Source organism: Pseudomonas machongensis (assembly GCF_034961125.1).
Lineage (GTDB): Bacteria > Pseudomonadota > Gammaproteobacteria > Pseudomonadales > Pseudomonadaceae > Aquipseudomonas > Aquipseudomonas machongensis.
On record NZ_JAYFUI010000180.1, the window covers coordinates 219,513 to 233,974 of the forward strand.

At 63.0% G+C, this 14,462-nt stretch carries 13 protein-coding genes; 12 read left to right on the forward strand and 1 reads right to left on the reverse strand.

Going from position 1 to position 14,462, the window contains the following annotated elements:
• The first annotated feature begins 515 nt into the window (after positions 1–515).
• From VA602_RS16945 to VA602_RS16975, 7 genes are all read left to right on the forward strand, one after another.
• Complete coding sequence (locus VA602_RS16945; protein ID WP_323453761.1) at positions 516–998, forward strand: formate dehydrogenase subunit gamma; 483 nt, start codon at positions 516–518, stop codon at positions 996–998.
• On the forward strand, positions 995–2,545 hold the full coding sequence (locus VA602_RS16950) for a formate dehydrogenase beta subunit (RefSeq protein WP_323453762.1): 1,551 nt from the start codon (positions 995–997) through the stop codon (positions 2,543–2,545). The genes VA602_RS16945 and VA602_RS16950 overlap by 4 nt, the downstream gene beginning before the upstream one ends.
• Positions 2,542–5,430 carry a formate dehydrogenase subunit alpha gene (gene fdhF, locus VA602_RS16955; protein WP_323453763.1) on the forward strand — a complete coding sequence of 963 codons (2,889 nt, stop codon included), beginning with the start codon at positions 2,542–2,544 and terminating at the stop codon, positions 5,428–5,430. Before VA602_RS16950 ends, fdhF begins: the two co-directional genes overlap by 4 nt.
• Positions 5,427–5,630, forward strand: coding sequence for a formate dehydrogenase subunit delta (locus tag VA602_RS16960; protein ID WP_125929374.1), 204 nt, complete (start codon positions 5,427–5,429; stop codon positions 5,628–5,630). The genes fdhF and VA602_RS16960 overlap by 4 nt, the downstream gene beginning before the upstream one ends.
• Before the next feature lie 95 nt (positions 5,631–5,725).
• Entirely contained in the window at positions 5,726–5,893 is a 168-nt protein-coding gene (locus VA602_RS16965; protein WP_323453764.1) for a YhfG family protein, read from the forward strand.
• 3 nt (positions 5,894–5,896) lie between these two features.
• The gene (locus tag VA602_RS16970) at positions 5,897–6,505 is read left to right on the forward strand and encodes a Fic/DOC family protein (protein ID WP_323453765.1); all 609 of its coding nucleotides are present in this window, start codon (positions 5,897–5,899) and stop codon (positions 6,503–6,505) included.
• A gap of 94 nt (positions 6,506–6,599) precedes the next feature.
• Positions 6,600–8,411, forward strand: a complete 1,812-nt coding sequence (locus tag VA602_RS16975; RefSeq protein WP_323453766.1) for an ABC transporter ATP-binding protein/permease — start codon at positions 6,600–6,602, stop codon at positions 8,409–8,411.
• 69 nt (positions 8,412–8,480) lie between these two features.
• Here VA602_RS16975 and VA602_RS16980 read toward each other — a convergent pair whose 3' ends face one another.
• A complete protein-coding gene (locus tag VA602_RS16980; protein WP_323453767.1) occupies positions 8,481–10,145 on the reverse strand; it encodes an electron transfer flavoprotein-ubiquinone oxidoreductase in 1,665 nt (554 codons plus the stop codon).
• Between the two features lie 540 nt (positions 10,146–10,685).
• On the opposite strand from VA602_RS16980, the gene VA602_RS16985 reads away from it, so the two are divergent.
• The 5 genes from VA602_RS16985 (at position 10,686) to VA602_RS17005 (ending at position 14,445) form a co-directional block, all read left to right on the forward strand.
• On the forward strand, positions 10,686–11,435 hold the full coding sequence (locus VA602_RS16985) for an electron transfer flavoprotein subunit beta/FixA family protein (RefSeq protein WP_063545593.1): 750 nt from the start codon (positions 10,686–10,688) through the stop codon (positions 11,433–11,435).
• Positions 11,436–12,365 (forward strand): electron transfer flavoprotein subunit alpha/FixB family protein, encoded by a 930-nt coding sequence (locus VA602_RS16990; protein WP_323453768.1) that lies wholly within the window; start codon positions 11,436–11,438, stop codon positions 12,363–12,365. It begins immediately after the preceding gene.
• 83 nt (positions 12,366–12,448) lie between these two features.
• Entirely contained in the window at positions 12,449–13,270 is an 822-nt protein-coding gene (locus VA602_RS16995; RefSeq protein ID WP_323453769.1) for a substrate-binding periplasmic protein, read from the forward strand.
• 9 nt (positions 13,271–13,279) lie between these two features.
• Positions 13,280–13,633 (forward strand): DUF4398 domain-containing protein, encoded by a 354-nt coding sequence (locus tag VA602_RS17000; protein WP_054894263.1) that lies wholly within the window; start codon positions 13,280–13,282, stop codon positions 13,631–13,633.
• Positions 13,630–14,445: an OmpA family protein gene (locus tag VA602_RS17005; RefSeq protein ID WP_054894262.1), complete on the forward strand. Its 816-nt coding sequence runs from the start codon at positions 13,630–13,632 to the stop codon at positions 14,443–14,445. The genes VA602_RS17000 and VA602_RS17005 overlap by 4 nt, the downstream gene beginning before the upstream one ends.
• Positions 14,446–14,462 lie beyond the last annotated feature (17 nt).

Here is a 14,462-nt window from a genome sequence, read left to right on the forward strand (position 1 = left end):
GTGATACAGGAGGATTCCGACGATAAGGAGGCGATAAGTCATATTTGTTTCAAATTGTAAAAGAACCGTGCGAAGCGTGAATTTATTATCGTTTTCACGCGTTTGCTAAATGGTGTGATTGCCGCAGCGGAAGTTGTGAATTTAGTTGCCTGTCAAGTGAAGTGTTGTTTGGTAAATAGCCATTGTTAGCGGCAAGCTATTAACTAAGTGAAATGTTGTGAAATTACTCCTAACTATCTTTCCCGGATTGGCACTGCGCTTGTGGAGGTGAGCTTATGTGCAATCTCGCACGCGTCGGTTTCAGGATGCGCCCTGTCGCTTGCGCGCTACCGTTTTCGGCCAACGGTGCCATTCTTATCAGGATGTCCGACGACCGAGTGCGCACAGACGCACCGGCTTGGACGAGGAGGGCGACCGTGACCCTGTGACCGTGACAGGCTCGGAACGCCGCAGCAGAACACCGCCGGACACCTGCCCGCACCCTCGGGCGGCTCCGGGTTGCCGAGGTCCGCTGTATGCCTGAAGAGACGCTTGACCTGCCCTTGATCCAGCGCGTGCTGGACAACCACAAGGAGGTACCCGGCGCGCTGTTGCCGATCCTCCACGCCATCCAGCAAGGCCTGGGCCATGTACCCGATGAAGCAGTCCCTGAGATTGCCCATGCGCTGAACCTCAGCCTCGCCGAGGTACGTGGGGTGATCAGCTTCTACCACGATTTCCGTACTTCGCCCCCGGCACGCCACACCCTGCGCCTGTGCCGCGCCGAATCGTGCCAGAGCCGCGGCGCCGAAGCCCTGGCCGCGCAACTGCGCGAACAACTCGGGCTGGATGACCATGGCACCAGTGCCGACGGTGCGTTGAGTTTGCGCCCGGTGTACTGCCTCGGCGCTTGCGCCTGCTCGCCAGCGCTGGAGCTGGACGGCCAGGTGCATGCGCGGCTCACGCCCGAGCGTCTGCAGGCTTTGGTGAAGAGCTGCAGGGTGGAGGCGGGCGCATGATCAAACTGTGTATTTCCTGCGATTCGCTGGCTCGCGCAGTGGGCGCCGACCAGGTGGCCGAGGCGTTCGAACGTGAGGCCGCACAGCGGCAACTGCCGCTGCAGATCCAGCGCACCAGCTCGCGTGGCCTGTATTGGCTCGAGCCATTGCTGGAGCTGGAAAGCGCCGAAGGGCGCCTGGGCTTCGGGCCGGTCATGCCGGAAGATGTGCCGGGCCTGTTGGAGGCCCTGGACAAGGGGGGCGAGCATCCACTGGCATTGGGCCCTGTCGAGCAGATCCCTTACCTGAAGACCCAGCAGCGCCTGCTATTCGCCCGTGCCGGCATTACCCGGCCGTTGTCGCTGGACGACTATCAGGCCCATGGCGGCTTCGAGGGATTGCGCAAGGCTGCATTGCTGGATGGCGATGCAGTGGTTGCCGCGGTGCTCGATTCCGGCCTGCGTGGCCGAGGCGGGGCTGCGTTTCCGGCGGGTATCAAGTGGCGCACCGTGCGCCAGGCACCGGCCGGGCAGAAGTACATCGTCTGCAACGCCGACGAAGGCGACTCCGGCACCTTTGCCGACCGCATGCTGATGGAAGGCGATCCGTTCCTGCTGATCGAAGGCATGATCATCGCCGGCCTCGCGGTTGGCGCTAGCAAAGGCTATATCTATGTGCGCTCCGAATACCCGGACGCCATTCGAGTGCTCAACGAGGCCGTCATGCTGGCGCGCGAGGCCGGTTCTCTGGACGTCACCGGGAGCGGCGTGGCCTTCGAGCTCGAAGTGCGTGTGGGGGCTGGTGCTTATATTTGCGGCGAGGAAACGGCGCTGCTGGAGTCGATCGAAGGCAAGCGCGGCATCGTGCGCGCCAAGCCGCCGCTGCCGGCGCTCGAGGGGCTGTTCGGCCAGCCGACGCTGGTGCATAACGTCCTGACCTTGGCTTCCGTCCCGATCATCCTGGCGAAAGGTGCAGCGTTCTATCGCGACTTTGGCATGGGCCGTTCGCTGGGCACCTTGCCGTTCCAACTGGCGGGCAACGTGCGCCAGGGCGGGCTGGTCGAGCGTGCCTTTGGCCTGACCCTGCGTGAGCTGGTCGAAGGGTATGGCGGTGGTACCGCCAGTGGTCGTCCGCTGAAAGCTGCGCAGGTCGGTGGCCCGCTGGGTGCCTGGGTGCCGCCGTCGCAGTTCGATACGCCGCTGGACTACGAGGCCTTCGCTGCCATCGGCGCCATGATCGGCCATGGCGGTGTGGTGGTCGCCGACGACACGCTGAACATGGCCGGCATGGCGCGTTTCGCCCTGCAGTTCTGCGCCGAGGAATCCTGCGGCAAGTGCACGCCCTGCCGCATCGGGTCGACCCGCGGCATGGAGGTGGTGGATCGCCTGATCGCCAGCAGCGACCCTGCTGCGCGCGAAGACCAGGCGCACCTGCTGCGCGATCTGTGCGACACGATGCAGTACGGCTCGCTGTGCGCCATGGGCGGGATGACCGCTTACCCGGTGGCCAGCGCCCTCAAGCACGTCCCCGCCGATTTCGGTCTGGCCAGCTCGGAGGCCGCACAATGATCCATTATTTCGACCCCGCCAACAGCGATATCGACCTGGGCACGCCTGTCCGCGACAGTGAGTTGCAGGTCAGCGTGAACATCGACGGCCGTGCGATCAGCGTCCCCGCCGGCACCTCGGTGATGCGCGCCGCCGCGCTGCTGGGCACCAGCATCCCCAAGCTGTGCGCCACCGACAGCCTCGAAGCCTTCGGCTCGTGCCGCATGTGCATGGTCGAGATCGACGGTATGCGTGGTTATCCGGCTTCATGCACCACGCCGGTCAGCGAAGGCATGGTGGTGCGCACCCAGACGCCGCGCCTGGCCGACCTGCGGCGCAATGTCATGGAGCTGTACATCTCCGATCACCCGTTGGACTGCCTGACCTGCTCTGCCAATGGCAACTGCGAGTTGCAAACGGTCGCCGGCCAGGTGGGCCTGCGCGAGGTGCGCTATGGCTATGACGGCGCCAACCATCTTGACGAGGCCAAGGACGTCTCCAACCCCTACTTCGACTACGAGCCCAGCAAGTGCATCGTCTGCAGCCGCTGTGTGCGTGCCTGCGAAGACATTCAGGGCACCTTCGCCCTGACCATCAGTGGCCGAGGCTTCGAGTCGCGGGTGGCAGCGGCCGGTGGCGAGAATTTCCTCGCCTCCGAGTGCGTGTCGTGCGGCGCCTGCGTGCAGGCCTGCCCGACAGCGACCCTGACTGAGAAGAGTTTGGTCCAGCTCGGCCAGCCGGAGCGTGCGGTGATCACCACCTGCGCCTATTGCGGGGTGGGCTGCTCGTTCCGCGCCGAGATGAAGGGCGATCAACTGGTGCGCATGGTCCCGGACAAGAACGGCGGCGCCAACCACGGTCACGCCTGCGTCAAGGGGCGCTTCGCCTGGGGCTACGCCACCCACCCGGATCGCATCACCACGCCGATGATCCGCAAGCGCCTGGAAGACCCATGGCAGGAAGTCAGTTGGGATGAGGCGCTGGCCTATGCCGCCAGTGAGTTCCGGCGCATCCAGCTCAAGTACGGACGCGACTCGATCGGCGGTATCACCTCCAGCCGTTGCACCAACGAAGAAGCCTATCTGGTGCAGAAGCTGGTGCGTGCCGCCTTCGGCAACAACAACGTCGACACCTGCGCGCGGGTCTGCCATTCGCCGACCGGTTATGGCCTGAAGCAGACCCTGGGCGAATCGGCCGGTACCCAGAGCTTCGACTCGGTCATGCAGGCCGACGTGATCCTGGTGATCGGCGCCAACCCGACCGACGCTCACCCGGTGTTCGGCTCGCAGCTCAAGCGCCGCCTGCGCCAGGGCGCGCGGCTGATCGTCATCGACCCGCGCCGCATCGACCTGGTCGACTCGCCCCACGCCCGCGCCGAGCTGCACCTGCAACTGCGTCCGGGCACCAACGTCGCCATGCTCAATGCCTTGGCCCATGTGATCGTCGATGAAGGGCTGCTCGACCAGGCCTTCATCGACGCGCGCTGCGAGAGTGCCGAGTTCACGCGTTGGCGTGAGTTCGTCAGCCTGGTCGAGAATTCACCCGAGGCGCTTGGGCCGCTCTGCGGCGTGCCTGCCGAGCAGATCCGCGAGGCAGCACGGTTGTATGCGGGCGCTGGCAATGCGGCGATCTACTATGGCCTGGGCGTCACCGAGCACAGTCAGGGCAGCACCGCGGTGATGGGTATCTCCAACCTGGCCATGGCAACCGGCAACATCGGTCGCGAGGGCGTGGGCGTCAATCCGTTGCGTGGTCAGAACAACGTCCAGGGCTCGTGCGACATGGGCTCCTTCCCCCATGAATTGCCAGGCTACCGGCACATCTCCAACGAGACCGTGCGCAGCGAGTTCGAGCAGGCCTGGGGCGTGACCTTGCAGCCCGACCCTGGGCTGCGCATTCCCAACATGTTCGAGGCCGCGCTCGATGGCAGCTTCAAGGCGCTGTACTGCCAGGGCGAGGATATCGCCCAGAGTGACCCGAACACCCAGCACGTCACCGCGGCACTGATGGCCATGGAATGCGTGGTGGTGCAGGACATCTTCCTCAACGAAACTGCCAAGTTCGCCCATGTGTTCCTGCCGGGCAGTTCGTTCCTGGAGAAGGACGGCACCTTCACCAACGCCGAACGCCGCATCTCGCGGGTGCGCAAGGTGATGGAGCCGCTGGCCGGCAAGGCCGACTGGGAGGCGACCGTGGCCCTGGCCAATGCCCTGGGCTATCGCATGGACTACCGGCATCCGTCCGAGATCATGGACGAGATCGCCCGCCTGACGCCGAGCTTCCACCGCGTCAGCTACGCGGAGATCGACCGCCATGGCAGCTTGCAATGGCCGTGCAACGAAGCCGCGCCCGACGGCACCCCGACCATGCACATCGACCAGTTCGTGCGCGGCAAGGGGCGATTCATGCTCACCGGTTATGTGCCCACCGACGAGAAGGTCAATGCCCGTTATCCGTTGTTGCTGACCACCGGCCGCATCCTCAGCCAATACAACGTCGGCGCCCAGACCCGCCGCACGCACAACGTTGCCTGGCATGACGAAGACCGCCTGGAGATCCACGCCAGCGATGCCGAAAGCCGTGGCATCAGTGACGGCGACTGGGTCGGTGTGGGCAGCCGCTCCGGGCAGAGTGTACTGCGTGCGCGGGTCAGCGCGCGGGTGGCGCCGGGTGTGGTGTACACCACCTTCCACTTCCCCGAGTCTGGCGCCAACGTGATCACCACCGACAACTCCGACTGGGCCACCAACTGCCCCGAGTACAAGGTCACGGCGGTTGAGGTGGTGCGAGTCTTCCAGCCCTCGGAATGGCAGAAGCGCTATCAGCATTTCAGTGACGAACAACAGCGTCTGCTCAAGGAGCGGCGTCAGGCCGAAGGCCAGGAGAAAGCCGAGGTGCGCCGATGAGCAGTGACAACCTGGTCAAGATGGCCAACCAGATCGCCCACTATTTCGACAGCGAGCCGGACCGGGCGCTGGCGGTGCAGGGGGTGAGGCAGCACCTGCAGAGTTTCTGGACCCCAGCGATGCGTCGTCAGTTGAGCGAGTGGATCGAGGCCCATGCGGGGGAGGGGCTCGATTCGAAGGTGCGGGAGGCGTTGGGGTAGTGATCGGCCTCGGCATGACCCATGCCGAGGCCGCGCAGGCATTAGCCGTTTTCGCTATAATCGAACTTCCATCACCCTGTGAGAGGCGCTGAACGGTGAAAGGCATCAGCTTGGAAACCAAAAAAGCAGTTTGGGAAAAGAATCGCCGCTCGAACTACGCAGCCAGTCTGCGGCTTGAGGGTTTTGATGTCACGCCTGACTCCGCGGAGCGTAAGCTCCCGTCCAAGGAAGAGTTGTTGCGTCACTACCGCAAGCAGGATTGATCCTTGGACAAGTATGGTGCCGGACAGGACGCCTACTGTTATCCCGGTACGGTCGTCCTGTGCAATCTACTTGACCTTCGTGATGACTCAGCGCTTGCCAGGGCCGAGCGGGACTTTTCCGAGCTCGCTGCCAGCCAGCTCCCATTCGAGCTCCCTCCTTACGATCTTCCCTATCTCCAGAGGCTTCATCGCGCGCTTTTTCAGGATATCTATGCGTGGGCTGGAGAAATTCGCACGCTCGATATTTCCAAAGGCCACACGCGTTTCTGCAATGTGGGCCGCATTGAAGCCGAAGCTTCAAAAGTATTTAGCAGCCTCGCACAGCAAAGCTGGTATGAGGGCTATTCGCGTGCGGATCTGATCCATGCCGTGGCAGAAAGCTTTGGCGATTTGAACATGGTCCATCCGTTTCGCGAGGGAAATGGGCGAGCTCAGCGGATTCTTTACGAACACGTGATCTTGAACGCGGGTTTTGAAATCGACTGGTGGTCGGTCGATCCTGATGAGTGGGTGGCTGCGAACATAGCGGCAGTTGTTTGCGATTATTCGCCTCTGGAAGCGGTTTTCGACAAATGCATCGGGCGGACCATCATCGGCTTGTCGCCGGTATAGCGTTCATGGCGATGCCCAACATGAAACCTCCGTCATCTTCGCCAACCCCAGCCGGTGCTAGGCTCGGGTAAATACTCGCCACGGAAACCCCACCATGGAAATGAACTGGCACCAGGCCCTGCAAGAGAGCCTGAGCTGGCTTGCAGTCGCTTCATTGATCACCCTTGTCGGCTTCACCGCCGCCGCTTTCCTGGCGGTGCGCTTCACTCGCTGGGGCCAGCAGTTCTGGCAACTGGCAGGCGATTACTTCAGCTTCAGGCGCAGTTGGCGTCCGCTGTTGGTGTTTGCCCTTCTGCTGTTCCTGGCGCTGTTCTCCGTGCGCATGAACGTGTTGTTTTCATTCTGGTACAACGGTTTCTATAGCGCCCTGCAGGGCATGGACCAGACGGCGTTCTGGTACCTGCTCGGGGTGTTCGCGGTACTGGCAACCATTCATGTGCTGCGTTCTCTGTTCAACTACTACGTCACCCAGTCGTTCAACATCCATTGGCGGGTCTGGCTGACCGAGCGCCTGACCGCCGACTGGATGCATGGCGATGCCTACTACCGCGGGCAATTCCTCGAAGAGCCGGTGGACAACCCGGACCAACGTATCGAACTGGACGTCAACGCCTTCGTTACCGGCTCGGTGTCGCTGGCCCTTGGGGCAGTGAGTGCGTTGGTCTCGCTGGTTGCCTTTACCGGCATTCTCTGGGGGCTGTCGGCGCCGTTGACAGTGGCTGGGGTCGAGGTGCCACGGGCGATGGTGTTTGCGGTGTACGTCTATGTGCTTATCGCCACCTGGATCGCCTTCCGCCTTGGGCGGCCGTTGATTCGCCTGAATTTCCTCAACGAGAAGCTCACGGCGAACTTCCGCTACGCACTGATGCGCTTGCGCGAGAATGCCGAGAACATTGCCTTCTACCAGGGCGCGCAGGTCGAGCGGGGCACGTTGCTCGGGCGCTTCTTCGCCTTGATCGGCAATGTCTGGGCGCTGGTCTGGCGGAGCCTGAAGTTCAACGGTTTCAACCTGGGTGTCAGCCAGGTGGCGGTGGTGTTCCCGTTCATCCTGCAGGCGCCGCGTTTCTTCAGCGGAGCGATCAAGCTGGGTGACGTGATGCAGACGTCTCAGGCGTTCGGGCAGGTGCAGGATTCGTTGTCGTTTTTCCGTGAGTCCTACGACACCTTTGCCAGCTACCGCGCGACCCTCGATCGTCTCACCGGTTTTCTCGATGCCAACCAGCAGGCCAGCGAGCTGCCGCACGTGGCAACCCGCGAGCTGCCACGGGCCCTGGATATCACTGGCCTGCAGGTGTTGCGCCCGGATGGCCATCGGTTGATTGCCGACCTGAGCCTGAACCTGCAGGCCGGGCAGGCATTGCTGATCAAGGGGCCTTCGGGCAGCGGCAAGACCACGCTGCTTCGGGCCCTGGCGGGATTGTGGCCTTATGCAGAAGGGGCGGTCGCGAGGCCTTTGGGGGCGCAAGCGCTGTTCCTGTCGCAGCGGCCTTACCTGCCGTTGGGGGATCTGCGCACCGCCATCGCCTACCCGGCCCAGGTCGGTCAGGAGCAGGATGCACGGATGCAACAGGCATTGCGGCAAGTTAACCTGGCGCATCTGGCCGAGCGCCTGGAGGAAAGCCGCGACTGGACGCGCATCCTGTCGATCGGCGAGCAGCAGCGCCTGGCGTTCGCCCGAGTATTGTTCAACCAGCCGCACGTGGTGTTTCTCGATGAGTCCACTTCGGCGATGGATGAAGGTTTGGAACATGCCTTGTATTCGCTGCTGCGCAACGAAATGCCGGAAACCTTGCTGGTGAGTGTCGGGCACCGCAGCACGCTGGCTGGCTTTCACAGCCACCGGCTGGAGGTCGATGGCAAGGGTGGTTGGGCGTTGTTCGAGCAGGACGCGGTGGTGCTGTCCTGAGTATCGGCAGCAGATGAAAAAGCCCCCTGGCATCGCTGCCAGGGGGCTTTTTTACATGCGGCGCGGGCCTTACATGTTGGGGTAGTTAGGGCCGCCGGCACCTTCGGGGGTGACCCAGGTGATGTTCTGCGACGGATCCTTGATGTCGCAGGTCTTGCAGTGCACGCAGTTCTGCGCGTTGATCTGGAAGCGCTTGCTGCCGTCTTCCTGGGTGACCACTTCGTAGACCCCGGCCGGGCAGTAACGCTGGGCTGGCTCGTCGTACAGCGGCAGGTTGGTGGCGATCGGCACGTTCGGATCGGTCAGCTTCAGGTGGCAGGGCTGTTCTTCCTCATGGTTGGTGCTGGAGAGGAATACCGAGCTGAGTTTGTCGAAGCTGAGCTTGCCGTCGGGCTTGGGGTAGTCGATCTTTTTCGCGTCGGCAGCCAGCTTCATGCAGGCGTAGTCCGGCTTGGTGTCGTGCAGGGTGAACGGCATCTTGCCGCCGAACCAGTTCTGGTCGACATAGTTGAACGCAGCGCCGAACAGTGGCCCGAATTTGTGCATGGCCGGGCCGAAGTTGCGGCTGGCGTACAGCTCTTCATACAGCCAGCTGGCCTTGAACGCCTCGACGTAGCTGTTGAGCGCGTCGCCACCTTCGCTGCCGGCGAACAGGGCATCGGCCACTGCATCGGCGGCCAGCATGCCGGACTTCATCGCCGTGTGGCTGCCCTTGATCTTGGCGAAGTTCAGGGTGCCCAGGTCGCAGCCGATCAGCGCGCCGCCGTTGAACACCATCTTCGGCAGCGAGTTCAGACCGCCCTTGCAGATGGCACGGGCGCCGTAGCTGATGCGCTTGCCGCCTTCCAGGTACTGGCTGATCACCGGGTGGTGCTTCAGGCGCTGGAACTCGTCGAACGGCGACAGGTAGGGGTTGGCGTAGGAAAGATCGACGATCAAGCCAACTACTACCTGGTTGTTCTCCAGGTGATAGAGGAACGAGCCGCCGGTGTTCTCGGCGCTGATCACATCCAGTGGCCAGCCGGCGGTGTGCACCACCAGGCCTTGCTCGTGCTTGCTCGGGTCGATCTCCCAGATTTCCTTGATGCCGATGCCGTAGTGCTGCACGTCGGCTTCGCTGTCCAGGTCGAAGCGCTTGATCAGCTGCTTGCCGATGTGGCCGCGGCAACCTTCGGCGAACAGGGTGTACTTGGCGCGCAGCTCCATGCCGGGGGTGTACAGGCCGTCCTTGGGCTGACCTTCGCGGTCGACACCCAGGTCGCCGGTGACGATGCCACGGACTACGCCGTTCTCGTCGAACAGCGCTTCCTGGGCGGCGAAGCCCGGGTAGATTTCCACGCCCAGGTTCTCGGCCTGCTGGGCCAGCCAGCGGCACAGGTTACCCAGCGAGATGATGTAGTTGCCCTGGTTGTGCATGGTCTTGGGCACGAACAGGTCCGGCACCTTGACCGAACTGCCCTGGTCCTTGAGCACATAGATGTCGTCGCGCTTGACCTCGGTGTTCAGCGGGGCGCCGAGTTCTTTCCAGTCGGGGAACAGCTCGTTCAGCGCGCGGGGTTCGAAGACCGCGCCGGAGAGGATGTGGGCGCCGACCTCGGAGCCTTTCTCGACCACGCAGACGCTGATCTCGTTACCGGCTTCGGCGGCCTTCTGCTTCAGGCGGCAGGCGGCAGACAGGCCCGCCGGGCCTGCGCCGACGATGACCACGTCGAATTCCATGTATTCGCGTTCCACAGGTTCTCTCCTACTCAAGGCTCATCGCGTTGCTTGTCTTATGGGTGTCGGATGCCCGCTCACGGTCGGGGCAGCTGTAGCCGTGCCGGTGGCGGACTACACCGTTTTGTCTTGGCCGCGCATTATATCTACACCACTTGGCGGGTCCAATACAAACGTTTGTTTGAATTTGCCGCAGCCCAGTAAAATCACAGGAGGGCGGCTGGAGGCTGGCCAATTTGCCGTATTGACCGGATTGGGTGTTACGGTCAAGATACGAGCGGTTTTACGCTCGCCGTAGGCTGACCGTCGGGCGCAGGTGCACCTCTAAAAACCAGGCGTAGAGCAGGTAATACAGGCCGAAACCCTTTTTGTAGTGGAGTCTACACGCCACGACAGGAAATGACCCGCGGGTTTTGCCCCGCCAGTCCGCACAGGACTGATCGGTCATGGCAAATTTCGCTCGACCCGGAACGTTTTCAGAGGTGTCCTTGTACCCACGCGCATTCGCCGGGCACGCCCCAGGCGACATTCTTTTCACCGGAGAGTAACGAGGAATCCATGAAGGTTCTTGTAGCTGTCAAACGAGTGGTCGACTACAACGTCAAGGTTCGCGTCAAGGCGGACAACTCCGGCGTCGACCTTGCAAACGTCAAGATGTCCATGAACCCCTTCTGCGAAATCGCCGTGGAAGAAGCCGTACGCCTGAAAGAGAAGGGCGTTGCGACCGAGATCGTCGCCGTTGCCGTCGGCCCGACCGCCGCCCAGGAGCAACTGCGGACCGCTTTGGCACTGGGTGCCGATCGTGCCATCCTGGTCGAGACCAGCGAGGAACTGAACTCCCTGGCCGTGGCCAAGGCGCTGAAGGCCATCGTCGATAAAGAGCAGCCGCAGCTGGTCATCCTCGGCAAGCAGGCCATCGACAGTGACAATAATCAGACCGGCCAGATGCTGGCTGCGCTGACCGGCTACGCCCAGGGCACCTTCGCCTCCAAGGTCGAAGTGGCTGGCGACAAGCTGAACGTCACCCGTGAGATCGATGGCGGCCTGCAGACCGTCGCGCTGAACCTGCCGGCGATCGTCACCACCGACCTGCGTCTGAACGAGCCGCGCTATGCGTCGCTGCCGAACATCATGAAGGCCAAGAAGAAGCCGCTGGAGACTGTGACTCCAGATGCGCTGGGCGTATCCACCGCCTCCACCACCAAGACCATCAAAGTCGAAGCGCCTGCTGCACGCAGCGCCGGTATCAAGGTCAAGTCGGTGGCCGAACTGGTCGAGAAGCTGAAGAACGAAGCGAAGGTAATCTAAATGACTATCCTGGTTGTCGCTGAACACGAGAACGGTGCCGTAGCCCCGGCCACCCTGAACACTGTCGCTGCTGCCGCGAAGATCGGTGGCGACGTCCACGTGCTGGTCGCAGGCCAGAACGTCGGCGGCGTAGCCGAGGCTGCGGCCAAGATCGCTGGCGTTGCCAAGGTGCTGGTCGCTGACAATGCGGCCTATGCCCACGCCCTGCCGGAAAACGTCGCGCCACTCATCGTCGAACTGGCCAAGGGCTACAGCCACGTGCTGGCTCCGGCCACCACCAACGGCAAGAACATCCTGCCGCGCGTCGCCGCGCTGCTGGACGTCGACCAGATCTCCGAGATCATCTCGGTCGAATCCGCCGATACCTTCAAGCGTCCGATCTATGCCGGTAACGCCATTGCCACCGTGCAATCGAGCGCTGCGGTCAAGGTCATCACCGTGCGCACCACCGGCTTCGACGCCGTGGCCGCCGAAGGTGGTTCGGCTGCGGTGGAAGCCGTTGCTGCCGCCCACGACGCCGGCAAGTCGGCCTTCGTCAACGAAGAGCTGGCCAAGTCCGACCGTCCCGAGCTGACCGCTGCCAAGATCGTCGTCTCCGGCGGCCGTGGCATGGGCAACGGTGACAACTTCAAGCACCTGTACGCCCTGGCCGACAAGCTTGGCGCCGCTGTCGGCGCTTCGCGCGCTGCGGTCGACGCAGGCTTCGTGCCGAACGACATGCAGGTCGGCCAGACCGGCAAGATCGTCGCACCGCAGCTGTACATCGCCGTCGGTATCTCCGGCGCGATCCAGCACCTGGCGGGCATGAAGGACTCCAAGGTGATCGTCGCGATCAACAAGGATGAAGAAGCACCGATCTTCCAGGTGGCCGACTACGGCCTGGTTGCCGATCTCTTCGAGGCGGTGCCGGAGCTGGAAAAGCTGGTCTGATCCGAGCGCTTCACTTATAAAGAAGCCCGACCCTCGTGACAGGGGTCGGGCTTTTTTTTGCATGGCTGGCAAGGAGTAAGGTAATGGCGTTTGGCAGAACGGGTCGGTTGCTGACCTGCATGGTGGCCTTGTTATCCTCGCAGGCGATGGCCGCCGGCAAGTGTGAAAAGCTGGTGGCCACTGGCAGCCCGGATGCACCGCCGTACTCCTGGCAGGACCCGCAAGACCCCCGGCACCTGATCGGTGCCAATGTCGACCTGTTGCGCCAGGTGGCGGGCGAGTTGGGGGTGAGGGTCGAGGTGCTGCATGCCGGGCGCCGCGAGCAGGCGCTGGAAGAGGTGCGCAGCGGGCGGATGGACCTGTTGCTGGACACGCCGATGCAAGTCGGTCAGTTGACCGCGCTGGACTACATCCATCCCCCCTTGCAGCTCAACGAATACCTGGTGTGGACTCGCCATGATTCGGCATTGGATTTCGACGGTCCGGCGGATCTGGCCCGCTATCAGGGCAGCCTTTCGGAGAAGGCCCGGCTGACCCCGGCGTTCGAGGCGTTCGCCAAGTCCCAGCTCAAGCTGGTGCCTGCGCAGAATCTCACCCATGCCTTCCAGAAGCTGGTGCTGGGGCAGGTCGACTACGTATTGGCTGGACGCTATTCGGGGATGGCCATGACCCAGAGCCTGGGCATGAGCAACGACCTCGTCGCGCGCGGCCTGCCGGTGGATCGTCCGGGGCTGTACCTGGCGGTGTCGCACAATTCGGCCTGTAACGATGCCTGGCTGCGTGGGCAACTGGCGAAAAAGCTGACAGAATTGCCGATCTCTGGCGCCTCCGAGGCGGTGCTGCAGCGGAATGTGGAGCGCTGGAAAGCGCAGATGCAGATGACCGGGGACGCCCCCAAACAGTAGGAAGAATGCGTGAGAATCCAACCACTGATCCTGGTCCTGGCTGTTGCAGCCCTGGCCGGTTGTGCCAACGATCCGGCTCCTCATGAGCAGATGCGCCTGTCCGAGCAGGCGCTGGAGCAGGCCAAGGCTGTCGGCGCGACTGAGCAGGTCGAGGCGTTCAAGCTGGCCGAAGACAAGTTCGCCCGAGCCAAGACCAACATGGTCAGCGAAGACTTTCGTGATGCGCGCATGCGCGCCGAGCAGGCCGAGCTGGATGCACGCCTGGCCGAGGCTCAGGTGTTGACCCAGAAAAGCGAAGAACAGTTGAAGGTGACCGAGTCGCGTATCAAGCGCCTGCGCAAGCAGTTGGAGGTGCAGCCATGAGCCGTACATTCAAGCCCGGCGCTGCCCTGGTCGTGCTGGCGTTGGCCGTCGGCCTGCAGGGTTGCGCGAGCCAGCGCAGCGAGTCGGCGTTGGACGATGCCACGGCTGCGTTCCAGAAGGTCAAGGACAACTCCGACGTGCTGCGCAGTGCACCGCGCGATGTGATCCGTGCCGGTGAGTCGCTGGCGCGTGCAGAGCGCCTGGCCAGCTATGTCGGCAGCGGCACCGATGTACGTCACTATGCCTATCTCAGCCAGCGCTACAGCGAGATCGCCCGCGAGCACGCCAATCTGGCACTGAACCAGGAGCGCCTGGCCAAGCTCGATCTGGAGCGCCAGCGTCTGCAACTGGCGCTGCGTGAGGCGAAGCTGGCCAGCGTGCAGCAGCAGGGCAAGTGGGTCGAATCGCAGATCGCCGCCCTGGCATCGGAGCAGGCTGATCGCGGCCTTGTGATGACGCTGGGGGACGTGCTGTTCGACACCGGCGAGGCGGAGCTCAAGAACTCCGCCAGTCGCACGGTGCTCAAGCTGGTGCAGTTCCTGCAACTCAACCCGCGCCGCGTGGTGCGGATCGAGGGCTACACCGACAGCACCGGGGCGTCCGAAGACAACCTGAAGCTGTCCCGTGACCGTGCGCAGTCCGTGGCGGACATGCTGGTCGACCTGGGCATCGATGAAAAGCGCATCGAGGTCGAGGGGTATGGCGATCAGTACCCGGTCGAGGTCAACGCCTCGGAGCGGGGCAGGGCGCAGAACCGCCGTGTGGAGATCGTGTTCTCCGATGAGAAGGGCAAGCTCGCGCCGCCGCGCTGAGTGCTGTTCGGGTGCGG

What these genes read in the sequence shown, in the direction of transcription:
- VA602_RS16975 (WP_323453766.1), top strand. Translation starts at nt 6,600, where the DNA reads ATGGAAATGAACTGGCACCAGGCCCTGCAAGAGAGCCTGAGCTGGCTT.
- VA602_RS16995 (WP_323453769.1), top strand. Translation starts at nt 12,449, where the DNA reads ATGGCGTTTGGCAGAACGGGTCGGTTGCTGACCTGCATGGTGGCCTTG.
- VA602_RS16985 (WP_063545593.1), top strand. Translation starts at nt 10,686, where the DNA reads ATGAAGGTTCTTGTAGCTGTCAAACGAGTGGTCGACTACAACGTCAAG.
- fdhF (WP_323453763.1), top strand. Translation starts at nt 2,542, where the DNA reads ATGATCCATTATTTCGACCCCGCCAACAGCGATATCGACCTGGGCACG.
- VA602_RS16960 (WP_125929374.1), top strand. Translation starts at nt 5,427, where the DNA reads ATGAGCAGTGACAACCTGGTCAAGATGGCCAACCAGATCGCCCACTAT.
- VA602_RS16990 (WP_323453768.1), top strand. Translation starts at nt 11,436, where the DNA reads ATGACTATCCTGGTTGTCGCTGAACACGAGAACGGTGCCGTAGCCCCG.
- VA602_RS16945 (WP_323453761.1), top strand. Translation starts at nt 516, where the DNA reads ATGCCTGAAGAGACGCTTGACCTGCCCTTGATCCAGCGCGTGCTGGAC.
- VA602_RS16950 (WP_323453762.1), top strand. Translation starts at nt 995, where the DNA reads ATGATCAAACTGTGTATTTCCTGCGATTCGCTGGCTCGCGCAGTGGGC.
- VA602_RS17005 (WP_054894262.1), top strand. Translation starts at nt 13,630, where the DNA reads ATGAGCCGTACATTCAAGCCCGGCGCTGCCCTGGTCGTGCTGGCGTTG.